We start from the raw sequence: 25046 nt of genomic DNA on the forward strand, positions 1-25046 counted from the left end.
AATTTTAGTCATTAGACAAACTGTAACAGCTAATCCCAAAAACACTCAGGGGAACAGATTCCGCTCTTTTTTCAAATTCGAAAGTCAATTTCTGTGTCCTGATTGGAGATGGGAACTGGACTTTTTGGATGGTCTGGTGATTTTCTTTTTTATGATAAATCACCGCCCCTGAATCATCTTTTATCATAAATGACTTGGTACAAAACGGGATTTCACTTTCGGGATGTCCCATCAGTGTGGATTCCATTGGATGGTCAAAATCTGTATCAAAATGGAGTTGAACTGTCGAAATTTTCTGCTCTTTAGTCCATTCCAAAGTCAAGGAAGGATTGCTATCTTCCAAAGAAGCAACCCAGGCATTGGGTTGCGTCGTAGGTCTGAAAATCCCGCTCCTTATATTTTCTTTTGAAAAAAGACGGAGACTTCGGGCCAACTCAAAGGCCAGGTTATGTCCTTGTAGTCTTCGCTCCGGCACCCAAAATTCAAACGAATCGATCCCGATTCCGGGAGGCGGTTCCTGCCTACTGCTTGTCGCCACTGACTTATTAAACTTATTGAAAACAGAAAGCAAGCCCGTCACCCTGGCATTGGAGCACTTCAGCATCAAAGCAGAGTTGGCCACAAACGTGACAAAAACATACTGAGGAACTGAAATTGAATGCTGCTGGAAAGAAAACGAATAGAAATTCTCTCCGGGCTCAATATCTATTTCCAAATGTTCCAGAATGACTTCCGGAGTGTAATTTTCTGTTTTCTCGCTAACTCTAAGCTCAACTGCCAGCTTAGAGTTCACAGCAGATTTTACCTGAATTTTCATTTCCGGAACCACTCCAGACTGGATAGGTATCATCTGGGCCATAGAAAAATCCAAAGGATACCATGGTCCATCGAAAGGAAGTCCACTGAATTCCAACTCGGAGGAGCTCGTTATTTTTGCCTCTTTTATCAAGTCTAACTTATCTTCCAACCGGAAATGGGGGATATATTGGCCTGATTCAATGAGGCTTTGTTGCAACATTTCTATCCACTTTCCTTCTCTCAAATCGGCAGGAAGAAGTTTGTTCTGAATACAGATGGAAGCTGCAAGTCCCACCGCTTGGGTATTGTGGGCACAAGTGGCCATCACCCTTGATGATCCAAAAGCTACATGAGTCGCACTGATTAACCTTCCCCCCAAAAACAAATTTTTGATGTTCTTGCTGTACATTGTTCTGTAAGGGATTTGATAAACTCCCTTGCTGTGCCATTGCGTGCAGCCTGGTTTATCGCCAAAAACTCCCTCAGCTGGATGAAGATCCAAGGCCCAACCCCCAAATGAAACAGCATCAAAATGAGGTCTTTGCTCCACTACATCCTTTTGGGTAAGCATGTAATCCCCTTCAAATCGTCGGCTTTCCCGTTTGCCGGGAATCGTCCCTACCCATTCTAAGGTAAGGTTTTCCGAATCAGGATATTCTCCGGAATTTTTGATATGGTTCCAAATGCCATAGATGACCCGCCACAATTCCCATTTGATTTCTTCACTGTCGTGGATGGTATCTTTCCGCCCGCCATATTCCACCCACCAAAGGCGACATCCATGTTCTTTCAGATTGAAGCTTCTAAATCTTGGTAATTTGGCAATTTCTGTATTGGCATAGGAGGGGGGGATAAACCGCACCGGTTTTCCTGTATCCTTACTGTAGAAATACAAAGAATGGCCTAACAACTCGCCATAAGTCTGATCAGGGGCAAACCCTTCATCAAATTCCTCTTTGGACTCAGCACCAATTCTATAAGCAGCTCCGACGAGAAATCCTAAAATACCATCTCCTGAAGCATCAACGAATAGAGGTGCTTTGAGTAAATATTCAGTTGAATTTTGACTACAAAAGGCTAGGACAGATTCAATCTGATCATCTCCTTTTTTGTTCAGATCGTAAGCGGCTGTATTGAGCAATAAGCGGATATTGGGTTCTAAGCTTACTTTTTCGATCAATATTGTATCCAAAATCAAAGGATTTCCCTCCGGATTTCGGTATAGGTTTTCTACTAGAATCTCATCCACAACACCGCCTTCTCTCGCCCACCTGTTGTTGTTTCCCATATGGGAAGTAGCCCCCAAAATCCAAAGTCTGACTTCGGAAGATCCATTTCCTCCAAGCACAGGTCGGTCTTGGACCAAAGTCACTTTAACCCCATGTCTTGCAGCAGTGATAGCGCAGCATGTTCCGGCCAATCCACCTCCTACAATTACCAAATCAGAAGATATATTCTCTGTTTTTAGTTTTCTTTTCCCGACTACAAAGTCCTCCTTTTTCATATATTAATTCTGATCTGTCGTTACTGAATAGGGTAAATTATTTTTTTTTAATTGGGCGATTGCATATCTGGCGAGAAAAACGCCTAGTCCAATAATGAGCGCCCCGATAATGATGAGATAAATGGATGAACTGCCTCCCCAAATTGAAAGAACACAAAACATGAGGCCTATAGCAATGAAAGAATATCCCAAAACTTTGATTCCAAATTCGTTTTGGCCACTTTCGTCTATTGTTTCCGGGGTTTTACCGGTTTGGGGTTCAGCCTCGGCAGGGTGCTTGATTGCCCTAGCGCCAAAGATTTCATAAAGCAACAGGAGGGTAAATGGTATGCCAACTCCCAGAATGAGTTCTTCTGTCCTGTTCAGAGCAAAATTAAAGGCTTTAGGACTGATGAATTTGAAGAAAATATTGATGACCAAGCTGATAGCGGTAACACCCAGGATTGATTTTCCTGTTTGTTTTTTGGAAAATAGGGCCCAAATCGCAGGTCCATATAATGCACCGCCGGTGATGGCGGCTATGCTCAATACTACCTCTACTATTCCGCCGGCCATTGGCACCATAAATGCAACTAGAATGGTCCCGATTCCAAATAGAATTGTCGCCCACCTTGCTACCTTCATCAGGGTTTTATCTGATGAATTTGGCCTAAGTGGTTTGAAAACATCATTGGTCAAAACTGCTGCGGCCAAATTGAGTGAGGTATTTACAGAACTCGCCGTAGCAAATATCATCCCACCGAGCATCAGTCCCAAAATCCCCACAGGAAGAACCTGCTTGCAGATCATGAGGTAGGCACCTTCGGCTTCCAAGCCCTGCAAATCAGGATTTAGTACCCTGTAAATCATAGGGGGGAGCATCCAAATTAAGGGGCTTATCAGGTACAAAGCCCCAAATAAATAACCAACTTTGCTGGAGGATTTGCTATCCTTGACAGAAGTGTACCGCTGTACATAAGCCCAGTTTCCCCCGATAAAGACAATGTTGTAAAACATAAATGCGATGATAAATGCATAGGTGTATTCTCCACTAAAAATATCAAAAAACTGATCCGGTGCTTGATTGATGAAATTATTCAATCCGTCCACTTCTTTGATAGACAGCGGGATCACCAACAATACCGCAGCTGTCAATATCACAAACTGCAACACGTCTGTCACTACTACTGCCCATAATCCTCCAACGGCTGTATACACCATGATCATTCCTCCAAGCAAAAGAATGGCATAATTGATATCAAAACCCGTCGTCACGTTCAGGATCTTGGCAACAGGATAGAGAAACGCACCAGTGTATCCAAGGGAGAGGAAAAGGAATATATACGTGTAGTATTGCTGGATTCTCTTCCCAAACCTGTTGGTCAAAAACTCAGCAACAGTCAGTGCTTTGGAATTCCACCACCTTGGGGCAATGAAATACCCGATTACAAATCCCGCAATGCACATGGCCATCTGAATGGTAATTGCAACAAGACCATGCTTGTAGGCAATGGAACCCCAAACCACAAAAGTACCCGCTGAAAAAAAACTCATAAAGAGAGAAAGTCCATTCATGGACCATGGGACAGATCCTCCTGCAGCAAAGAAGGACTTCATGTTGGTTCCTTTTTTGCCAAAGGAAAGTCCTGCTACCAAGATAATCAGTGAAAAGGTAATTATAGTAATGTAATCGAGATATTGCATAGAGGTTTACTGAAATTTTAAAATAGGATTAAGGTCTGCTATGATGTGGTTTTAATTTTTGGATGGTATGGTAAGCAAATCATTGCTGAGAGGAGATTGGATCAAAGTCATGTATTCCTTTAAGTGATTTTTATAAACATCTCTTGGGGTACAAGAATTTTTCTTACTGACATAGGCAGCATAACCCACGGCTTCACCCATCATGCCGCATGTCCTCATTACCCTTGTACTTCCAAAAGCAACATGTGTCGTGCTGATGTTTCTTCCTGCCATAAATAGGTTGTCGATGTTTCTGGAATAAAGGCATCGGTAAGGGATGGTATATGGCTGTACCCTTATATGTTCTGTTCCTGCAAAAAACTCTTCTCCCGGAAAGTATAGGGAGTTCTTTGCGTCTGGAAAATGCAGGTCAATGGTCCAGGTAGCAGTCACACTTCCATCAGGATACATGATGCCTTCTTGAATATCCATTTGGGTGAGTATATGATCACCCATTAATCTTCTTGATTCTCTTTTTCCACCTATATAGGCCACCCAAGCCAATTCATGATTCCCATATTTGTCTTTTCTCTGATTTTTAAGATAGGACCAGTTTCCAAAAATCGCCCTCAGATTATGGTCTCTGATTTTTTCTGCTTCTGTAATTGTATTGAAATTCCCGAAACCTGTTTCCCATTGCCAATCGGCCTTTTCATCATCGATATGGTATTCATCTGAGAACTGAATAGCCCATGGAGTTGGAGGGAAATCAGAAGGTTTTTCTTTTTCCAATGATGCCCATAGATTGGATGTGCCTAAGGTAAAATCATCTGATGTTTCTGAAGCCAATGATTCACCTGTTTCAGCTTGGCTTTCCCTGCCCATTCTGAAATCGGCACCTGCCAAAAAGCCCAATGTTCCATCGCCTGTACAGTCTGAAAAATAGGTTCCGGTAAACCTAATTTCCTCATTGGTCCGAATATTTCTACCCAAAACAGCGACGATTTTATTCTTTTCCATTTCTACTTGGTAGACATGCGTATTCATAAACAGCTTGATATTCGGTTCGGCCTGTACTACTGCCAACTTGCGTGCATCACCATACCTGTCGCCATCCCAATTTCCGTTTCCCGGGTCTCCATTGTCCAATTCACGTACTATTCTTCCTAATTTTGGGTAATGATTTTGATCCACCCGCCCCATTAAATGAACCCGGATCTCAGAACTGTTATTCCCTCCCAAAACGGGTCTATTTTGGATCAGTGCGACTTTCAATCCCATCCTTGAAGCAGAAATGGCAGCGGCTGTACCTGCGATGCCTCCACCAACGACTACCAAATCGAATTGACCTTCATTTATGGTATTTCTCTCCAATCCCAAGAGTTCTTTTCTAAAGTCCAATAACTTATCATGCTGATTGGGAGGAGTGTCTTCTTTTGAAGTTGAAAAGTAGATGGCATCAAACCTGCCATTAAAACCTGTTAAATCTTGTACTTTCAAATTGACGGATTGGTTTTTAACCTCCACCTGTCCCCCATAGTACCAAGCCCATTCATCAGATCCGCTGCTGCCAAATTCATTTGCCAAAGGCACGTCATCTACAAGTACGTTGAATCTTCCTGGGCCTTTGGGAAATGGAGCCCAATCTTTGGTCCTGACCCAAATGTGATACTTCCCCGGTTTCTCAAAAGCTACTTTTGTTGAAGCATCCGCAACCTGTTTGCCCATCCCGTGAGCCATTAGATAGGAGGAGTAAATCACATCAAAAGATTGTTGATCGACAACCCATCCACCTGTGTTGTCAAAAGACTCAGCTTCTACCAGCACTCTATCTTGGGCATGGCTCAATATTGCCGGAAGCAAAAGGATTATCAGGAATATGAATTTTTTCATAACAATGGTTTTTGGGTTAATGGACTTTATTTTAATGTTTTATCTTTTTCAGAAAAAGCAACCAATTCTCCTTTTATCTCAGGCGAAAGGTTTTTTTGATTTTTGAGAATCCCGAGGACTTCCATTTCCCATTTCGGTTGAAGGAGAAATTCGATTAAGATTTTTTGGCTGTTTGGATCCAGGTTTTTTTCTTCGGCCAATAAGCCAAAAATCAATTTCTTTTGTTCATCTCCTGTTTCAGGCAGGTGCTTAACAAGTACAGATGAGGTTCCCGGATTTACTTCTATCTGACTGAGTTTTTTCAAAATGGATACTTGCAAAGGATAGGATCCATTCAAAAAACTTTCCATTAGCCTTTGTTGCTCATCCTTCTCATTGAAGACCTCAGGGGAAAGTACTTTCAGCAAATAATTGGCAGCAAAAACATTTTCCCCATCGAGGATGTCCAGCATTGGTTCTTTAAATTTCCCCTCCTTAATCTGACCACCGATCAAAGTATTATCAATGGCCCAATACTGATAATGGTGATTTGAGCTTTGCAAAAATTGAATCAAAAGACTATCGCTTATCAGGAGATTTTCAGTATGCTGTTTCAATTTTTCGCTGATATCACCATGTGCTATGTGCCAAAGCGTATAGCAGGAATACACTGCACCGGAAATGACTTCTCTCTGGATCGATTTGATGGTCGCACCGGTAACGGCATCTACGCCGGTAGGATTTATGGTTTCAGTACTTGTGACGAGTTGATCTGCTCTGTAATTTTTTAAGATGGAATTCTCATTTGATAAAATTTCCTCAAGCTTTTCGTACTCTTTCTTGTCAAATTCAGCGTGGTCTGATTTAGTTAAAACCCTTCCTTCAGAAAGTTCATATTTCTCATAATTCCCTAAAAGATCCCATCTGTAATTTATAAAAACAGGATAACATGTTCGGCTGTAACAAACAGGCGTGAAAATCTCGCCATAGTAATGATCGGGCTGATTACCTGGATCAGACACAAGCCATATTTCGTATCGGATCGAATCTGTCTCTACTTTAAAGATTGATTCCTTTTGAAAATTTGATTCATCTCTTTTCTGTTTTGGTACCAAACCTAAAACTGCATCCATCCCAATCGAAAGAATGATAAGATGAATAAGGGAGATATGGGATTGGTTCAAAGCCATTTTATATGCTAGACAGGTATTTTTATTTTTGAATTGCTGCTGAATAATCTGATTTTCCTCCAAGGGTAATGGTAGAAATCCTGAACTCGTAATCTGATTTAGGATTTAACCCTTCTATCAAAACATATTCTGCGAGGGATTTGGATATACTTACCCTTGACCACACAGCATCCTTTTTACTGACATCTCTGTACTCCAAGTCATAGCCAATTGCTTTGGCAACTGGGTCGAAATGAACCAAAGCTTCCCCTTTTTGTCGGGTAACTCCGTTGATTTTTGGAGCTTTGGGTTTTGGGATTTGATCAAAAGGGACATCATAAATAGTGGACCAATCACTGTAAAAATTATTATCCTTTACCCTTTGAATCTGGAAATGGTAAGGTAGTTCGGCATTGTCAATTGGAATGAAAATCAAGCCGGGATTGGTAGTGGTGATGGTTTTGCTGTTTTTCTCCAGGTACTTTTCTTTGGCATATCTCACCCGGAATTGGAAATCATCTGCTTCGGTGGCATATCCGACAAAGAATCCATTCTTGGTAGCTTCGATATGCCGGATGGCCGGCGGGATGATTTTTTTAGGGTCGATTTCAATGGTGTGTTTTAAAATGAGGGTTTTTCCTGCCGAGTTGACTGCAAAAACTTCCAATTCATAAGGTGTGGAGAATTCCAAGTCTGCTATATCAAGAAAATTTTCAAAGGTCGGACCGATCTCTATTTCCCCATTGCCAATTTTTACTTTGGCAGCATGAAAGTCAGCTGTGGGATTTTCATCAAGGAAAACCCTTATGGTGGCAGACTTTGGCCGGATGTCATTTTGAAGTTTTCTTCCTCCAAATATTCCGATAGGAGGAATTATTTTTGGAGTTTTAAAATAAACCGAAGCATCTACCACATTATCATTCTGAGGAGTCAAAAGAACAACTTCCAGTTTATGTCCCTCACCTGATTTCCAATCGATTCTTCTTTTAAGTGTCGGTGATCCGGGGATAATTTCGGGCAGATTTTCCCATCCTGACTCCTGAATTTCCCCTTCAATATCCATGATGCGCCATAAAAGGCGGTAATTTCTCAGCGCAAAGGAGGGAAGGTCTAGGAAATCTCTAGGGATGATTGAAATTTCTGCACCTCTATCGGAGATACTTGACACGGTGAGGTTTTTTACAGGAGCATGCTCCTTTCTGATGCTGTAATATGCCCTTTTCTTTCGTCGATATACATCTACGACACCCCAGGATCTGTTTTCGGAAAATTCTTTTGTGCCATTATAGTTACTCCTGTAATCGTTGAAAGTCCAAAGGGAGGCGCCAATCAAATAGTCTAAATTCCTCAGTGGATCAATCAATGATTTGGCATCAAAATCTGAATTTAGGTCTTCCCCAAATTGTGCGATCCCATATTCTGAATAGAAGAGGATTTTATTAGGGAAATTATTGTGTTGGGTTTCCGTTACCGGAAGGAGATTTGATCCATATTTATTGATCAGACCTAGATCTGAATGTACCAAAAAATCATTTGGCCTCTGTGCAGTGTGTGAAACCGCAGTCGCCAGCCTTGTTGAATCCAAAGATTTGGCAAGGTCAATTGCCTGCTGCACATATTTGTATGTTTCAGGGTAATCACCGATTTCATTTCCCACATTCCAACCGATGATGCAGGGGTGGTTATATTGTGAATCAATTAACCTGATAAGCCATTCTCTTGAGACTTTGCTGTTCGGATCAGCCAAGGGATCGAAACCCCAAAGAGGGATTTCCGAAAAAGTCATAATTCCTCTTTCATCCATGTAGTCCAATGCTTCCTTTGGCAAAGGAAGATGGGAAAGTCTAGCCAAGTTTCCTCCGGCTTCTTTCATGAGATCGATATCTTCCTTGATTCTCCAAAGAGGCAGGGTATTGCCCGTAGTCCTGTCATCAGGTACCAGATTGAATCCCATCGCCCTTATGGATTCTCCATTGAGCAAAAGTTGTTTTTTGGATTCATCCAATTCTACTGTCCTCAAACCAAATCTTTGAACCCCAGCCGGAATATCAGAATCATTGAAAATGACTTCAGAATGGTATAGATGCGGTGAATCAAAGTGCCAAGCTTTCACTTGTTTGCCGTCTAATTTTGTGGACAGTAGGATTTCATTTTCACTGTTAGCCTGTGTTTGGTGGACAAATGGAATCTTCTTGATGAGAACACCTTCTTTTTTGATCTGGATTTCTCCCTTGACATCACTGTTTTTGGCCGTATGATTTTTAAATTTCAGTCTGTAATGAACAGTGGCTGAATTTTTTCTGTAATCATAAATCGGGGTGACATAATATCCTGTCAACCTGATTCCATCAGACCCTGACAAGTGAACAGGTCTCCGTATTCCACCCCAATTCCAAATGGCTCCGGTTTTTTTGGTATTATCTACTAACAAAGTGACATTATTGACTTGACCAGGTTGGAGAAAAGGAGTAAGATCAAATTCAAACGGCAAAAAACCACTGTCATTTATTCCAATCATTTTTCCGTTGACCCATACTGTAGCATCGTGGGAAACAGCTTCAAAATGGATTTTGATGTTTTTGTTTTTCCAGTCAGAGGGTAATTCAAAAGTTTTTTGATACCAAGCTTTTCCGGTATAATGGGCATATTCATTTCTTAAGTCCCAATTGCCGGGAACTTCCATTTTATCCCAAGCCCCATTATTTGAATCTTGGAGTTGATACCATTGATTTTCAAGCCCTGAATTGTGAGGATCAATCTTGAATGACCAAGTGCCATTCAAATCCAAAAATGAATCAATCTTCTTAATTTGGCTAAAAGCAAAATTGGAAGAACAGTAGAGAGATATAAGAACAAGAAGAAATAAATTGAAAAGGTTGGCTTTCATTTTTGGGCTTTTAGCTTTTTTAGGTCTAAGTTATAAAACCGAACTTAGGTAAATCCCCAATAGGGGTTAAATCGGAGATGGGAAACCCATCTCCGATTTAATATAATGAATAATTAATTCCAATCAGGGTTTTGTTCCAAGTTTGGATTGGCCATAACCTCATCCAATGGAATTGGGAAAAATCGGTGCTTTGGTTGGGGTGTTCTAGTTGGAAACACATTATTTGTTGCCAATGGAACCAAAGTCAAAAATTTTCCGGTCCTGGTAAGGTCATACCATCTGTCAGCCTCAGCAAACAATTCCCAGGATCTTTCCTGAATGACAGCATCTACAAATTGGGTGACAGACAAGCCGGGAGTTAAATCTCCGAGCTTTGCCCTTCTTCTCACTGTGTTGATGTAATTGTAAGCTTTTGTAGTAGCTCCGTTAGCAGCCAAAGCTTCAGCTTCAGCCGCGATAAGATATACATCGGCCATCCTTATTATAGTCAAATTGGTTTCATAGGCTCCTCCGATAGAATTTGGATCCCGGAATTTTCTGACCAGTACGCCTTCAGTCGTAATAGGAGTGATGCTTGCCTGAGGCACTACCACGCCACTTCTATTGATGTAAGAGGTTGCTAGAAGTTTTCTCCTGTCATCTGCCGGATCGAAAGAATTATAAAATTTTTGGTAGGCAAATGCAGATCCGAATGAAGCGTTTCCGTATTCTACCCCAGCACTATTTGGGGGTCCAAAAAGAGAATGAACCTGGCTTGTTCTACCCGGAACAGCCCTTATGCTCTCAAATGACCATATGTTTTCAGCTCTTGCCAAAGTCTCTTTAGTCGCATCAAATACATCTTCAATGTTGTCCAATAGCCTGTAAGTTCCTGCATTAATTACTGACTCAGCCATCTGTAAGGACTTGGGGTAATCCTTATTATACAAAGCTGCTTTGGCATAAAGTGCCATGACAGCTTCTTTGGAAGGTCTCCCAAATTGAGGGACTTGTTGACTGAATGAGGGCAAAGCCAACATAGCAGCATCTAGGTCAGAATATATTTGAGCATAGACTTCAGGTATTGTGCTTTTTCCATTATAAACTTCGGCTTCACTTGTACTTGGTTTTGTTTTAATTATAACCTCACCAAAATTTTTGGTCAACATCCAATGATAAAAAGCACGGAGAAAATATGCCTCACCCAAAATGGCTGTTTTTCTTGCTTCATTCATGGTGATATCAGGAACTTTGAGAAGTACCCAATTCGCCCTTTCAATCCCTGTGTAGCATGATCTCCACACTTGAACAGGAGATTCGAATTCTCTGGAGAAGCTTTTCTGGGAAGAGAAATTTGGATCATAGGTAAACAAGGTGTAGGTATCTCTGGCAACGACCGGTCTTGGATAAATCTGGTCAGTGCTGAAATCTACTGCATGGGCTGCCGCGCTGTACATGGTGGCAATGGGATCATAGGCAGAAATAAGAGCCGTCTCTGCATCGCCGGGAGTTTTAAAGAAGTTTTCGGTGGTGATATTGGAAAAAACTTCCTCTTCAAGCTCACAAGAAATCAAACCGATTCCAATGAGTGAAATAAAGATATGGATTATGAATTTTTTCATTGTCGTGTGATTTAGAATGTGATTTGGATTCCCCCGATAAAGGATTTGGCTGTTGGATAAACGAGGTTATCTACACCTATTGCGACATTGGAACCACCGAAGGTATTGACCTCAGGATCAAATCCGGAATAATCAGTAATTGTCAACAGGTTGTTGGCACTTACATAGAATCTCAGTTTGGAAATTCCTTTGAGATCAAGAAGGGAATATCCCAAAGTGATATTTTTCAACCTGACAAAGGAACCATCTTCCAGAAAACGATCAGATATCGGCAGCCTTCCTCCTTGGAAGCCACTTACAAATTCCTGGGAAGGATTGGTAGGCGACCATCTGTCCTCCAAGCCTCTTAGAACATTTCGCTGCCCAAGCGGGTTTTCAAAGGTATACCTACTGATATTATACAAGTCATTTCCTACTGAGCCAGAGACAAAGAAGTTGAGGTCAAATGCTTTGTAAGCGAAATTGCTCGTAAATCCAAAGATAAAATCCGGATTTGGATCACCTGTGATGACCTGGTCAAGATTGGAAATCACACCGTCATTATTGACATCTTTTACTTTATGTCCTCCAATTCTCCCACCTGAACCTGGCAAAATCTGATCCCCTGTTTGGTGAATACCGTCAAAGACAAAAGTTTTGAATACACCGAGAGGCAACCCGACTGAGACTACACTGTAGGGAGTGACAAACTGCTCGTCCACATCGCCATCAAGGCCGACGACCCTGTTTCTGTTGAAAGACATGTTACCGGAAACATCCCATCTCAAGGCTTTATTGACGAGATTGGCATTGATGGCTATTTCAAACCCTTCGTTTTCCAATTCGGCAAAGTTGCCGATTATAGAACTGTAGCCTGAACTGATCGGTAGATTTTTCAGGTATAACAAATCCCTTGTAGTCCTATTATAGTAATCTGCGACCAAACTGAATCTGTCATTCAAAAAGCTTACATCAATACCAATGTTTGATTGGTAGGATTTTTCCCATCTAAGATCAGGATTGGCAATGCCTGTGGGCGCAAGACCCGTCACAAATGCATTTCCGATATTGTATGAGGAACCCGGTCCGACAGTCGCCAAAGATTGATAGGGAGAAATGGCTCCTGAATTACCGGTAATTCCATAGGAAGCTCTCAATTTAAAATCAGATATGACGGAGCTTGATTTCATAAATGACTCCTCACTGATTCTCCATGCTCCCGATGCAGCAGGGAAAAATCCGTATTTGTTGTTTTTACCAAATTTGCTTGATCCATCTGCCCTTGCTGTCAGGTCAAAAAACAATTTGTCTTTGTAGCCATAATTGATCCTTGCCATGTAACTGTCCAACCTTTCAGTAGCCCGAAAACTGCTCGAAGAAAAAATGGTGGCAACCTGAAGTGCTTCATTGGTCGTCGCATCATTGGGAAATCCTGCCCCTGTCGCTTGGTTGGTTCTTACTTCGTCTGATTGGGTAGAAAACAAACCTGTAAACCTGAGGCTATGGTCGGTACCAAACTTTTTGCTATAAGTAAATATACTTTCATGCAGCAAAGTGCTTTGATCCCGGTTGAACTTCCTTCCGTTTCCTGAAGTAGCATTTCTGTCTCCAAGGGCAATAATTGAGATCGGGGAATAGAAATCGTTCAGGTCATTTCTCAAAACAGCATTGAACGATGCTGTGTAGGTAAAGCCTTCAGCAAGCTTGGCTTCAATATAAAGGTTGGTCAAAACCTGCTGGATATTGGTCTTGTTCAGGATTTCTGCCAGTCCCAATGGGTTGGTCACTTCACGGTAGCCACCTGCGACCTGATCTCCGAAAGGCCATAATTTACCATTGGCATCGTAAGGTTTCAATGTTGGAGGTGCACCTAATGCAGCGCCTACGATACTTGTAGTGATTGCAGCACCGTCTAAGCTAGTGGATCCCGTAGGTATGGTGTTGTTTATGTTTTGACTTCCCAATAAACTTGTACCGATTTTGAACCTGTCATTAATCCTATGGTCCAGATTTATCCTGAGGGAATACCTTCTGAAATCAGAATTGATAACGATTCCTTGTTGGTCAAAAAAGTTACCTGAAATAGCGAATTGGGTTTTTTCATTTCCTCCCAATAGGGAAAGTTGATGGCTTTGGATAGGGGCATTTCTAAAAATTATATCCTGCCAGTTTGTTCCTTCTCCCTCGGCGTCGGGATTAGGGAACACATCTCTTTTGTAAACTTCATTTTCCAAACTTGCAAATTGGGATGCGTTAAGCATTTCAATTTGTTTGATGGGTTGTTGCATACCGTAGTAACTGTCCAAGGAAAATACCGTTCTTCCGGCGCTTCCTCTTTTGGTAGTGATAATTACCACGCCGTTTGCTCCCCTTGCACCATATATTGCTGTGGAGGACGCATCTTTAAGCACCTCTACTGACGCAATGTCATTTGGGTTGATGGTTGATAGTGGACTTAGGTCATTTACTCCGCCGCCGTTGTTGAATTGGACCCCGTCCACAATAAATAGCGGCTCCGAGCTGCCTCTAATCGAGTTGGTTCCCCGTACCCTTACACTCACATTTCCTCCCGGAGCTGCGGAGTTTTGTACTACTTGAAGTCCGGCTACCCTTCCTTGGAGTCCTTGGGCGACATTGGCAACAGGGGTTTGCATGATTTCCGCAGATTTTACTGAAGAAATTGACCCTGTAGTTTCAATTTTTCTTTGTGTGCCATATCCCGTCACTACAAATTCACCCAATTCATCCATATTGGGTACCATGGAGACAGAGATGGTATTGTTGTTATTTATGGTGATTTCTTGGGTAAAATACCCCAAAAAAGAAATCACTAGAACCGATGAAGAATTGGGCGCACTGATAGAAAAATTGCCATCAATATCAGTGACCGTTCCTACTGTGGTTCCTTTAACCAGGATGTTGGCACCCGGCAATGGCAATTGTTTTTCATCTAACACCTTACCTCGCACCAATACCTCTTGGGCTGAGGCTGAATGGATACCAATACTTATAAACACAAGTATCAGCATTAGTAATTTTTGTTTCATAATTTGGTCATTTAGGTTAATTGTTAAGGTTCTGGGAAAATGTACTTAATGACAAGTCAGAATAATATTTCAATGTATGAACAATTGGTAAAATATAAATATGAAAAAATTAAAAAAAATAAATTATTATATCGTAAACGTTATCGATAACGTTTACATTTGAAAATTTGGCAATTACTTAACTGAATTGTTAACGATTTGATAATTGGGATTTTGTCGTTTTTTTCTTTTTCAAGTCTTTTCTTGGTCATTGACTTGATTTCTGAGTAGAATAACCTTTCAAATCCATTTGATCGGGTGATTGAAATGCAAAAAATGGATAGTATTTTTTTGAAATTGTTACTCCGGATTTTTTATTTCCGTATAATTTCTAAATTAATCATCAAATTGCTTGAACCATGAAAAAAAGCATCACCATCAAGGACATTGCCAAGGAACTCAATATTTCTACTGCAACCGTATCGCGTGCTTTGAGAGGGTCAAGCGAAATAAGTAAAGAAACAAAGTTGGCAGTAATGAGGATCGCCAAGGAGATGGATTATCATCCCAATCTTTTGGCGAGGAGCCTGATCAATAAATCATCTAAAGTCCTTGGTGTAGTGGTACCGACAATTAACCGACAATTTTGGTCCAACTCGATTTCCGGGATTGAAAGTGTTGCTTACAAGAAAGGGTATAAAGTGATGATTTTTCAATCGGCAGAATCTTACCAAAAGGAAGTTGAAATAGTGGAAATCCTTGCCAACAGTATGGTAGATGGGATTTTGATCGCTTTTTCAAAAGAAACCCAGGATTTTGCCCACATTGAGCATATTGTGGATAGGGGAATTCCTGTTTTACTTTTCGAACGGGTATGCGAAACGCTCCCACTTTCAAAAGTAAAAACAGATGATTTTTTTGGGGCAAAAAGTATTGTAAATCATTTGATAGAAAAAGGTAAAAAAAGAATTGCTTATATCGGTGGACCGTTGTCATTGACGGTTTGCATGGATAGGTTTTTAGGCTACCAGAGTGCATTGGAAGAAAACGGAATTCCTTTTGACCAAGATTTGGTTGTTGAGATTTCTGATTTTAATGCTGATTATTCAAGCGATGCTTTTAAGGAACTTTGGAAATTGGATATAAGGCCTGACGCTGTCTTTTGCTTTGCGGATATTCTGGCTATAGGAGTTTTAGCAGTTTCAAAAGAATTGGGTATCAAAATACCCACAGAATTGGCCATCGCCGGATTTGGTAACGATGACATTACCAAATATGTCAGTCCTTCGATAACCACGATGGCGCAACCTTCTTTTGAAATAGGTCAGTTGGCGGCGAGATTGATTTTAAAAGAAATCAATTGTGAAGACGAAAATGAATTCATTTTTAAAACTGAAATAATCAAACCAAACCTTATTGTAAGGGAAAGCAGTTAATCTCCATCACTCTGCCGTAAATACAAACTGTGTCCTCGATTGAAAGATTTCTTCGGGCATCAGGAGTATGGATGGAAACTCGGGATGGTTGCAGGAATCCGGGAAATGTTGGGTCTCCAGGCAGATAGCAGTTCTCTTGCCATAAGTAAGACCATTTTTTCCTTTGAAATTATTTCCAAGATAATTACCGGTATATACTTGAAGTCCGGGTTCGGTGGTGGAAAGGGTCAATTTTCTCCCTGATTCTGGGTCATAAAGTACAACACAATCCTCAGGTTGATTGAGGACAAAGCAATGGTCGATTCCCCCCGCAAGGTCTAACTGTGGATGATTCCGGTGAATAGGTTCATTGATTGTTTTGAGGTTTCTAAAGTCAAATGGAGTTCCGCCGACGTTTGCGATTTCCCCTGTCGGTAAGCTGTTTTGGTTCATTGGAAGGTATTTCTCTGCGTCTATAAAGAATCCGTGCCCCTCGATTGTTTTGGAGAAATCACCCGTCAGGTTAAAATAGGCGTGGTTGGTGGGATTGATGATTGTTTTCTCATCGGAGCTCGCTTTATAACTGATCTCAAGCCTGCCTGTTTCATCCAATGTATAAGTCACCCAAATGTCAATGGTGCCTGGATAATTTTCCTCACCATCTTGGCTTTGGTAATAAAAAGTGACTCCCACCGAATTATGGGTTTCAAATGGTTCTGATTTCCAGACTTTCTTATCCCATCCTTCCATTCCGCCATGTAGGTGAATGCCGTTTAAGTTGGCCGGAAGTTCATATGTTTTTCCTTCCAGATGGAACCGATTGTCAGTAATCCTTCCGGCAATCCTTCCAATCGTCGATCCGATATAGCAATAATGATCTTGATAATCTTTTTGAAGGTAGCCTTCCAAGGTATCAAACCCCAACACTACATCCTCCATTTTTCCATTTCTATCTGGAACCAAAAGATGTGTCCAAGTCGCACCATAGTTCATTACAGAAATCTCAATTTGATCGGGAATGCTGAATGTAAAAAGATGGATTTCATCTCCTTTGGGAGAAAATCCAAATGTTTTGGAAGTCAGGACAGGTTGCATAGGCTGGTTTGGTTATAAAAAAAGCCATTTAAGGCTTTATGATTTTTTCTGAGAGGAATTACGTGGAACTAAGGTGGTCAATAACACAAATGACTGCGGATCGTCAGAGACAATTTCTTCTAACTGATCAAGCAAATGATTGGCAGCAAGTTGGCCCATTTCATATCCAGGCTGTGAAACCGTCGTGAGGGAAGGTTCCACCACTGCTGAGGTAGGGTTGTTTGTAAACCCGGCAAGGGCAATTTGATCGGGAATTTTGATGCCCTTTTCTTTTAGCACTATCATGACGTCGACTGCCACAGGATCAATCATTGCAAATATAGCATCCGGCAGATCGCCGCTTTCCAGCATTTCCAAAGTTACTTTGCGGTTCATCTCAGGGGTCAGGTCTGTAAAATAAACCATGCTGTCTTTTTCACTAATCCCATATTCCGCCAAAGCTTCCAGGTATCCCTCTTTTCTCTTCTTGCTGATATATAAGTCCTCAGGTCCTGAAAAATAGGCGATCTTTTTACATCCCTGATCCAAAAGATGCTTGACCACCAAATAGGCTCCATGTGCATCGTCCACCGTGATTTTGGATACAGGGATTTCTTCAGTCACCCTGTCAAACATGATGAAAGGAATTCCTCGGTCATAGATGTCCTGTAGGTGTTCGTAAGTTTTGGTCTCCCTGCTAAGGGAAATCAATAGACCGTCAACCTGCGAAGACACCAAAGTCCGGATGTTGGCTTTTTCCTGTTCGAAGGATTCGTTGGACTGGCATATCATGATATTATAGCCACGCTTATATGCAGTATCCTGGATTCCGCTGATATTGCTCGAGAAAAAATGGGAAGTCAATTCAGGTACTATCACTCCCAAAACCTTACTTCGGCTGATCCTTAGACTTTGTGCCAAAAGGTTATACTGGTAATTCATGCTTTTGGCCATATCCACGATACGCTTTTTGGTATCGGGATGGAGTTCGGGCGAGTCTTTCATCGCCCTGGAAACAGTAGAGACCGACACGCCAAGTTTTTTGGCGATCTCTTTCATTGTAACCTGATGGCCTTTTTTCATGATTTGGTGGTGGTTTTTAGGATTTTTATTCTTGGTATACAGTGAATAAAACTGTCTGGCCTACTGCCTTAAGCGTTCTTTTATCAATTATCTCCATATTGTCCATATGGGTATGGTGGTAATGACCAAATCCTGCCCTTGGAGAAAATTCAATGATATCTATCATCGGAATCCCTGCATCTCTATTGACAAAAACATGGTCATCGATGATTTCAGGAGCATTTTCCATGATAAAGAAGTCTGAATATCCCAATTCTGAGGCAAAATTCCACACTTTATTGACAATGTTTTTGGCATAGCGCATGGAATTTCCCTCTTTGTAGAACCTTGCACCTTTTGCCCCGACAAGATCTACTAATATGCCGTAGTAGGCTGAATAGCCTGCTTGGTGAGGATTTTTGGACCAATGTTGAGAACCGAGACACCACCAAACCTGTGCATTATTGGAGAAGGAGGTATGTTCAGGTTCTCCATCATCTTCACCGTCAAAAAGGATAAAATCAATCCCTATTTCAGGTTTTTGCTCAGAAATGCTGATAATCCTGGCAATCTCCAATAGCACACCAACACCCGAACCGCCGTCATTGGCACCATCTATTGGTTCGTCAATTCTTTCTGTGTCCTTGTCAGCGATTCTTCTTGTATCCCAATGGGCTGCCAATAAAACCCTTTTCTTTGCCGAAGGATTATAAGAAGCAATGACATTGGTCAGATTCCAAAGTTGGTTGTCATAGGTTTTGGCCTGAAAATCCTGTGTCTGAACGTCCAATCCAAAGCTTTCAAATTTTTGGACAAACCACTCTTTTGTTTTTTTATGCGGTTCTGTATTTGGAACTCTTGGACCGAAATCCACCTGTTTTTGAATGTAGGCATAAGCAGAGTCGGCCACAAAATCAGGAACAGGTTTGTAAACAATAGGCACTTGAACAGTGTCTGTTGTTTTGTCTCCATTACAAGACCAAAGGAAGATGAATGCAAGAATGTATATTCCCCAATTACTCCTCATATGCCCAATCGATTTTGTCTTTCATGTCCTTAACCACGATGCCCAATTCTTTCAAACCCAACCTGATTTCATCCACTTTGGCATAGTTGCGGGCAGTTTTTGATTCGGTATAAAGTTTCAGCAGAACCTCCAAAAGCCCCTGTTGGTTATTGGCAACTTCTTCTTTTAGACCCAATATTTTTTCTACAAAAATCACATAGGTCTGGATCATTTGGTCAAAAATATCCTGGCCAAACACCCCTACATTCAACTGACCTGTATAGACAGAATTGATTTTTTTCAACAAATTGAAAATATGACCAATGGCCTGCGCAGTATTGAAGTCATCATCCATCGCACGGTAAGCATTGCTGATGCTGCTTTGGACCTGCTTGATCTGTTCTGTATCTAATGCTATGGCATCGTCGGCTACAAATTCAAGTTTCTTCGCAATTCTTAAACCATTGATGATTTTCTTATATCCTTTTTGGGCGGCTTTCAGGGCATCATTGGAGAAATCCAAAGTGGACCGATAATGGGCCGTCAATATGAAATAACGGATCGTCATCGGGCTATAGGCTTGCTCCAGGAGTTTGTGGTCTCCGGTGAAAAGCTCCTGAAGGGTAATGAAATTACCCAATGATTTGCCCATCTTCTGTCCGTTGATTGTGATCATATTGTTATGCATCCAATACTTGGCAGGGTCCTGATGGTTGCAGGCATTGCCCTGTGCTATTTCACATTCATGGTGCGGAAACATCAAATCCATCCCGCCTCCGTGGATATCAAACTGCTTTCCAAGGTACTTGGAACTCATGGCAGTACACTCGAGGTGCCAACCCGGGAAGCCCGTGCCCCAAGGTGATTCCCATTTCATCAGGTGCTCGGGAGAAGCATTTTTCCACAAAGCAAAATCAACAGAATTTCTTTTCTCACCCTGTCCGTCAAGGTCACGGCTTCCGCTGATCAGCTCATCCAAAACCCGGCCTGAAAGCTTTCCATATTCGTATGTTTCATTGTATTTCAATACATCAAAATACACCGAACCATTGACCACATACGCCAAACCTTCTTTCAAAATGTTCTCAACCAAAGTGATCTGCTCAGGAATATGCCCTGTTGCCCTTGGTTCGATATTTGGCTTCCATGTATTGAGCGCCTCCATGTCACGGTGGTAAGTGTCAGTATATTGCTGCGCCACTTCCATCGGTTCCAATTGCTCCAATTTTGCTTTTTTGGCAATCTTGTCCTCACCCTCATCCGCATCACCCTGCAAATGTCCTACATCAGTAATGTTGCGGACATAGCGTACACGATAGCCAAGATGCGTAAGGTATCTATTGACAGTATCAAAAGTGATTGCCGGTCTCGCATGGCCAAGGTGCGCATCGCCATAGACGGTAGGACCGCAGACATACATGCCAACAAAAGGCGGGTTGATCGGTTCAAAATCTTCTTTCTTGCGGGAAAGAGTGTTGTAGATTTTTAGATTATGAGTCATAATATAAGGGTACGGAATACCAAAGAATAAAGGTATTTAAAATGAGGACGCAAAATAGAAAATAGAAATCGGGAATGAAAAGAAATGGGTTGGGTTGAGAATTTAAATAGGTGATTGTTGTTTCAAAGGCAAATGAATTCGATTTTACAATCCTTACTTAATCAAACCTGCAGATTTCACCATTTCATTGAGAATTGATAGCGGTATATTTTCAAATTCACTTTTTTCAAAAATGTGGATAAGGTAGATTTCGAAGTTATTTGCAATCAAGAAATAAATCACACGGGCGCCTCCGGATTTACCTTTGTTCTTAGATTTGATTGATAGACGGATTTTAAAAAGGCCGTTTCCTAAAGGAATTCCGTTTTTTGGATTGATTTCAAGTAATTCAATAAGTTGAGACAAATCATTTTTAAGAGATGGATACTTTTTTAAAAGTCTGTTGAAGTATCTCTTAAAATCATCAGTGAGTAAAACCTCATATTTCATTTAAAAAATCTCTTGCTGACTGTTTAGGCAATTCACCCATTTGGATTTTATTGACTTGATTTAAACTGCTTTGGACTTCTGATAAGAATTCTTGATATTCTTTCTGATCGATTACCTCAAAATCAATTTTTAGGGATTTTAGAAATTCTTTGATAGCTTTTACCTGAGCATCATCTTTAGTAAAGGCTTTAATATTTAAAGTTTGCATACCCACTCATTTTTTGAAATTCATTTGAATATACGAAAAAAATAAATTTTGGTGGTTCATGGATTAGGTAGTAAAGCATTTTAAAAGAAAAGGATCACATTTTCTGTAGATCTAAAAAAGGAAAACCCTTCAAACTAATTAAAGTTTGAAGGGTTTAATCTAGTTCTGACTCTCGTCTCTCACTTCATAATCTCTCGCTTCTCACTTCTTAATGCTTGAAATGTCTCACACCTGTCATCACCATGCTCATGCCATGTGCATCGCAGAAGTCGACGCTGTCTTGGTCCTTGATGGATCCGCCAGGTTGGACGACAGCGGAGATGCCTGCTTCATGGGCGATTTCTACGCAATCAGGAAAAGGGAAAAATGCGTCTGAAGCCATCACGGCACCTTTCAGCTCAAAGCCAAAAGATTTCGCCTTTTCGATTGCTTGCCTCAGTGCATCTACCCTTGAGGTTTGTCCCACTCCCGAAGCAAACAATTGGTTGCTGTTGCTCAGGATGATGGTGTTGGATTTGGTATGCTTGCAGACTTTGGCAGCAAATACCAAAGCGTCTTGTTCTTCGTCAGTTGGCGTGATTTTGGTCACTACTTTGAAGTCGGCTTTAGTTTCGGTCTTCAGATCTTTGTCCTGTTCGATGATGCCATTGAGCAAAGTTTTGATCTGCTTGGTACCTTCGATCTGGATTTTCTGCCTGAGAAGGATTCTGTTTTTTTTCCCTTTGAGCAATGCTAGGGCATCTTCGTCAAAAGAAGGAGCAATCAGCACTTCAAAGAAAAGGCTGTGCATTTCTTCTGCTGCCGCAAGGTCTACATTTTGGTTGGTGATCAAAACTCCCCCAAATGCGGAGGTGGTATCTGCATCAAAAGCTTTTTTGTAAGCTTCCTGAACGGTTTTGGCTGTTGCGACACCGCAGGCATTGGTATGTTTTAGGATGGCAAAAGCCGTTTCTCCTTCAAATTCAGCAATCAAAGCCACAGCTGCATCTACGTCCACCAAGTTGTTGTAGGAAAGTTCTTTTCCGTTCAATTGGTCAAACAAAGCCTCCATGTCACCATAGAAATGGGCAGCCTGATGCGGATTTTCTCCATAGCGCAGTGCCTTAGCTTTTATTTCTGAGATTTTGAGTGCAGGGATATTTTCAGTTTGGTTGAAAAAGTTGAAAATATGAGTGTCATAATTCGAAGAAACCTGAAATGCTTGCGCCGCAAAATAACGTCTGTCTTCCAAAGTCGTTGCGCCGTCCTGTAGGCTTAGTCTTCCTTCAAGTTCAGCATATTGTCCTTTGGAGGCGATGATGACGACATCCTTGAAGTTTTTGGCTGCCGCACGGATGAGGGAAATGCCTCCGATGTCTATTTTTTCGATGATATCTGCTTCGGAAGCACCTGAGGCGACAGTTTCTTCAAATGGATACAAGTCCACGATCACCAAGTCAATGGCAGGAATATCAAACTCAGTGGCTTGGGAAATATCTCCGGAATGGTCTCTTCGGTGTAGAATTCCTCCGAAAATTTTTGGATGAAGTGTTTTGACCCGTCCGCCAAAGATGGAGGGATAGCCTGTCAGTTCCTCCACAGGGATGACTTCAGCACCTTGTTGTTCGATAAAAGCTTGGGTGCCACCTGTAGAGTAAATTGTCACTCCTTGTGCTTTCAGTTGGGCAATGATTGGTTCAAGATTGTCTTTGTAATAGACCGAAATGAGGGCGGATTGTATTTTTTTGGTAGCCATGTTTAATTAAATCCCACAGAGGCACTAAGTCACAAAGAAAATAGTGTGCAGAGAGGATGAGTTATATGGAGAATTTTTTGAAGTCGCAAAGGTAGGAAAACCAAGGGATTATAGCAGGCTTTCAATCACATTTGGGAAGTATTTGTGCTCGAGTTGGTGGACTTTGTGGGCAATATCATCGGGGCTGTCGGTAGGACTCACCGGAACAGCGGCCTGAAAGATTATTTTTCCTTCGTCATAATGTTCATTGACCAAGTGTATGGTAATTCCTGTTTCAGCATCCCCTGCATCTTTCACAGCTTGGTGGACATGTGCTCCGTACATTCCTTTTCCTCCGTAGTTTGGTAATAGAGCAGGGTGGATGTTGACAATTTGATTTGGATAAGCTTGGATGAGGTTGTCGGGAATTTTGAGTAGGAAGCCCGCCAATACTACCAAATCGACTCTTAAGGTCTGGAGTTGATCAGTTAGGATTCCGGACTCGAGTTCTGATTTTGAAAAAATGAAGGTTGGTACCTGAAATTTCTTAGCCCTTTCTAGAACGAAAGCGTCTTTTTTGTTAGAGGCTACTAAGACAACTTCACCTTTTTGGGAATTTTGGAAATACTCCATGATTTTCTCCGCATTGGTACCGCTACCAGAAGCTAGGATGGCTATTTTTTTCAAGGTTTCTTGGCTTTTTTTGAAGCCGTAAAAATAGAGGATTGAAATAGAAAACTTGACCTTATCTTTTGAATTTTTAAGTATTGGAGTGATTTAGCAATGAGAAGTATTTGGGATGGAGTCAACCATCCCAAATCTCTAAATGGAAATCAATACAAAAACCCAAATAGCCACAATGGGATTTTTTTACCAAAGCCGATTTCCATTTCGTCTAAAGCAAGATGGCTGTTTTCCATATCTTTAATTTGGTCGAAACCTTTATTTTTTCCTCCTACTTCAAATATGTATTTTCCTTCAACCAAGAAATCTCCATCCTTACTCAAGCTAATATCATTGCCTGAATTTGAGAGTTGGTTGATAAAAAACGTTTCCCTGACTGCCCCGATATTGGCTTCTGCCTGTAAAGCATAAGTGAAATTGGGATTTTCAAAATAGATTTTATCAGGTTTTTGCAGACTCCCCATACTTTTGCCTGTCATATTGATCATCCTGATGATTTTGGCATCTTGAAGATGGTGCAGAAAAAGATAAACCGTATTTCTGCCCAAGCCCAATTTCTCGGCAATTTTAGAAATATTGGGTTCGAAAGGTGCAGATGCTGCAATTACCCCCAATAGCCTTTTAATCTTAGCGACATTGCCGGCACTGTAATCCTGTGCAAAAGAAAGATCTGTCTCCAACACCGTATTGAGAATCTGGATAATCCTTGAAGGGATACTCTCCTGCGGTAAATTAGCTGCAAAAGGGAAATAGCCACTTTTTAGATAAGTTCTAAAGTAAGGTAATGGATGGATTTTTTTTGTAATCTCAGTCGCAATCTCTTGGTGATTAATCAAAACATCTTCCAGACTGAGCTTCTCAAATCCAAATTTTTGGGTAAAATTCAGGTATTCCCTAAATGACATCCCTTCAAGATCTTGAACTGCCAATCTCCTGCTTAGGTCCGATTCCCCACGATACAGATCTAATGCTGACGAACTTGTGAAAAACACCTGAAGACTCGGAAATCCATCGTAAATCAACTTCAATTCCCTAGACCAATTTGGGTATTTGTGTACCTCATCTATCAGCAATAGCTTTCCTTCATTGGCATACCAAATTCCAGCTAGGTTAAATAGACTGTTGGTATAGAAATAAGGATGATCAGAGGTAACATACAATGCCTTAGATTTTTCTGGGTACTGGTAGGTCATGTATTGGAGGAGGATTGTTGTTTTTCCAACCCCTCTCAATCCCTTCAGACCTAACAGTCTTTCATTGACCATAAGATCCTTCAATAGATACCTAGACCAATTATCAGACATTTGGTTAAGGATGTTTGCTTGAAAATTGAGTAACTCCTCCATTATTGTTTTATATTCAAAACAAAATTAATGAAAAAATGTATTGAATTTA

17 protein-coding genes are annotated in these 25046 nt (G+C 41.1%); 1 reads left to right on the forward strand and 16 read right to left on the reverse strand.

The window, feature by feature from the left end; genetic code table 11:
- Positions 1–4 precede the first annotated feature (4 nt).
- The 7 genes from MMU05_RS16560 to MMU05_RS16590 all read right to left on the reverse strand — a co-directional run bounded on the left by MMU05_RS16560 (position 5) and on the right by MMU05_RS16590 (position 14519).
- Positions 5–2302: an FAD-dependent oxidoreductase gene (locus MMU05_RS16560; RefSeq protein WP_241142792.1), complete on the reverse strand. Its 2298-nt coding sequence runs from the start codon at positions 2300–2302 to the stop codon at positions 5–7.
- Between the two features lie 3 nt (positions 2303–2305).
- Complete coding sequence (locus MMU05_RS16565; RefSeq protein WP_241142793.1) at positions 2306–3985, reverse strand: sodium:solute symporter family protein; 1680 nt, start codon at positions 3983–3985, stop codon at positions 2306–2308.
- 51 nt (positions 3986–4036) lie between these two features.
- Entirely contained in the window at positions 4037–5857 is a 1821-nt protein-coding gene (locus tag MMU05_RS16570) for an FAD-dependent oxidoreductase (RefSeq protein WP_241142794.1), read from the reverse strand.
- 26 nt (positions 5858–5883) lie between these two features.
- Positions 5884–7026: a hypothetical protein gene (locus MMU05_RS16575; protein ID WP_241142795.1), complete on the reverse strand. Its 1143-nt coding sequence runs from the start codon at positions 7024–7026 to the stop codon at positions 5884–5886.
- 22 nt (positions 7027–7048) lie between these two features.
- A complete protein-coding gene (locus MMU05_RS16580) occupies positions 7049–9892 on the reverse strand; it encodes a sugar-binding domain-containing protein (RefSeq protein WP_241142796.1) in 2844 nt (947 codons plus the stop codon).
- A gap of 113 nt (positions 9893–10005) precedes the next feature.
- Complete coding sequence (locus MMU05_RS16585; RefSeq protein WP_241142797.1) at positions 10006–11493, reverse strand: RagB/SusD family nutrient uptake outer membrane protein; 1488 nt, start codon at positions 11491–11493, stop codon at positions 10006–10008.
- A gap of 11 nt (positions 11494–11504) precedes the next feature.
- Positions 11505–14519, reverse strand: coding sequence for a SusC/RagA family TonB-linked outer membrane protein (locus MMU05_RS16590; protein ID WP_241142798.1), 3015 nt, complete (start codon positions 14517–14519; stop codon positions 11505–11507).
- A gap of 398 nt (positions 14520–14917) precedes the next feature.
- Between MMU05_RS16590 and MMU05_RS16595 the strand changes: the two genes are divergently transcribed.
- Entirely contained in the window at positions 14918–15934 is a 1017-nt protein-coding gene (locus MMU05_RS16595) for a LacI family DNA-binding transcriptional regulator (RefSeq protein WP_241142799.1), read from the forward strand.
- A gap of 6 nt (positions 15935–15940) precedes the next feature.
- On the opposite strand, the gene MMU05_RS16600 is transcribed toward MMU05_RS16595, so the two are convergent.
- The 9 genes from MMU05_RS16600 to MMU05_RS16640 all read right to left on the reverse strand — a co-directional run bounded on the left by MMU05_RS16600 (position 15941) and on the right by MMU05_RS16640 (position 24997).
- Entirely contained in the window at positions 15941–17008 is a 1068-nt protein-coding gene (locus MMU05_RS16600; RefSeq protein ID WP_241142800.1) for an aldose epimerase family protein, read from the reverse strand.
- A gap of 36 nt (positions 17009–17044) precedes the next feature.
- A complete protein-coding gene (locus tag MMU05_RS16605) occupies positions 17045–18070 on the reverse strand; it encodes a LacI family DNA-binding transcriptional regulator (RefSeq protein ID WP_241142801.1) in 1026 nt (341 codons plus the stop codon).
- A 25-nt stretch (positions 18071–18095) separates the two neighbouring features.
- Entirely contained in the window at positions 18096–19076 is a 981-nt protein-coding gene (locus MMU05_RS16610; protein WP_241142802.1) for a M28 family peptidase, read from the reverse strand.
- Positions 19066–20556, reverse strand: coding sequence for a cysteine--tRNA ligase (gene cysS, locus MMU05_RS16615; protein ID WP_262917693.1), 1491 nt, complete (start codon positions 20554–20556; stop codon positions 19066–19068). The genes MMU05_RS16610 and cysS overlap by 11 nt, the downstream gene beginning before the upstream one ends.
- 153 nt (positions 20557–20709) lie before the next feature.
- Positions 20710–21045: a type II toxin-antitoxin system RelE/ParE family toxin gene (locus tag MMU05_RS23175; protein WP_241142803.1), complete on the reverse strand. Its 336-nt coding sequence runs from the start codon at positions 21043–21045 to the stop codon at positions 20710–20712.
- Positions 21035–21253, reverse strand: a complete 219-nt coding sequence (locus tag MMU05_RS16625; RefSeq protein ID WP_241142804.1) for a DUF2683 family protein — start codon at positions 21251–21253, stop codon at positions 21035–21037. Before MMU05_RS16625 ends, MMU05_RS23175 begins: the two co-directional genes overlap by 11 nt.
- 208 nt (positions 21254–21461) lie before the next feature.
- Positions 21462–22988 carry a bifunctional phosphoribosylaminoimidazolecarboxamide formyltransferase/IMP cyclohydrolase gene (gene purH / locus MMU05_RS16630; RefSeq protein ID WP_241142805.1) on the reverse strand — a complete coding sequence of 509 codons (1527 nt, stop codon included), beginning with the start codon at positions 22986–22988 and terminating at the stop codon, positions 21462–21464.
- A 108-nt stretch (positions 22989–23096) separates the two neighbouring features.
- Entirely contained in the window at positions 23097–23654 is a 558-nt protein-coding gene (purN, locus tag MMU05_RS16635; protein WP_241142806.1) for a phosphoribosylglycinamide formyltransferase, read from the reverse strand.
- Between the two features lie 146 nt (positions 23655–23800).
- Positions 23801–24997: an ATP-binding protein gene (locus MMU05_RS16640; RefSeq protein ID WP_241142807.1), complete on the reverse strand. Its 1197-nt coding sequence runs from the start codon at positions 24995–24997 to the stop codon at positions 23801–23803.
- Positions 24998–25046 lie beyond the last annotated feature (49 nt).

The sequence above is a fragment of the Cognataquiflexum rubidum genome, from assembly GCF_022538115.1.
GTDB classification, from domain to species: domain Bacteria; phylum Bacteroidota; class Bacteroidia; order Cytophagales; family Cyclobacteriaceae; genus Cognataquiflexum; species Cognataquiflexum rubidum.

Excerpts from the sequence above, each read along its gene's own strand:
- MMU05_RS16560 (WP_241142792.1), bottom strand. The coding sequence starts at position 2,302 with ATGAAAAAGGAGGACTTTGTAGTCGGGAAAAGAAAACTAAAAACAGAG.
- MMU05_RS16565 (WP_241142793.1), bottom strand. The coding sequence starts at position 3,985 with ATGCAATATCTCGATTACATTACTATAATTACCTTTTCACTGATTATC.
- MMU05_RS16570 (WP_241142794.1), bottom strand. The coding sequence starts at position 5,857 with ATGAAAAAATTCATATTCCTGATAATCCTTTTGCTTCCGGCAATATTG.
- MMU05_RS16575 (WP_241142795.1), bottom strand. The coding sequence starts at position 7,026 with ATGGCTTTGAACCAATCCCATATCTCCCTTATTCATCTTATCATTCTT.
- MMU05_RS16580 (WP_241142796.1), bottom strand. The coding sequence starts at position 9,892 with ATGAAAGCCAACCTTTTCAATTTATTTCTTCTTGTTCTTATATCTCTC.
- MMU05_RS16585 (WP_241142797.1), bottom strand. The coding sequence starts at position 11,493 with ATGAAAAAATTCATAATCCATATCTTTATTTCACTCATTGGAATCGGT.
- MMU05_RS16590 (WP_241142798.1), bottom strand. The coding sequence starts at position 14,519 with ATGAAACAAAAATTACTAATGCTGATACTTGTGTTTATAAGTATTGGT.
- MMU05_RS16595 (WP_241142799.1), top strand. The coding sequence starts at position 14,918 with ATGAAAAAAAGCATCACCATCAAGGACATTGCCAAGGAACTCAATATT.
- MMU05_RS16600 (WP_241142800.1), bottom strand. The coding sequence starts at position 17,008 with ATGCAACCTGTCCTGACTTCCAAAACATTTGGATTTTCTCCCAAAGGA.
- MMU05_RS16605 (WP_241142801.1), bottom strand. The coding sequence starts at position 18,070 with ATGAAAAAAGGCCATCAGGTTACAATGAAAGAGATCGCCAAAAAACTT.
- MMU05_RS16610 (WP_241142802.1), bottom strand. The coding sequence starts at position 19,076 with ATGAGGAGTAATTGGGGAATATACATTCTTGCATTCATCTTCCTTTGG.
- cysS (WP_262917693.1), bottom strand. The coding sequence starts at position 20,556 with ATGACTCATAATCTAAAAATCTACAACACTCTTTCCCGCAAGAAAGAA.
- MMU05_RS23175 (WP_241142803.1), bottom strand. The coding sequence starts at position 21,045 with ATGAAATATGAGGTTTTACTCACTGATGATTTTAAGAGATACTTCAAC.
- MMU05_RS16625 (WP_241142804.1), bottom strand. The coding sequence starts at position 21,253 with ATGCAAACTTTAAATATTAAAGCCTTTACTAAAGATGATGCTCAGGTA.
- purH (WP_241142805.1), bottom strand. The coding sequence starts at position 22,988 with ATGGCTACCAAAAAAATACAATCCGCCCTCATTTCGGTCTATTACAAA.
- MMU05_RS16640 (WP_241142807.1), bottom strand. The coding sequence starts at position 24,997 with ATGGAGGAGTTACTCAATTTTCAAGCAAACATCCTTAACCAAATGTCT.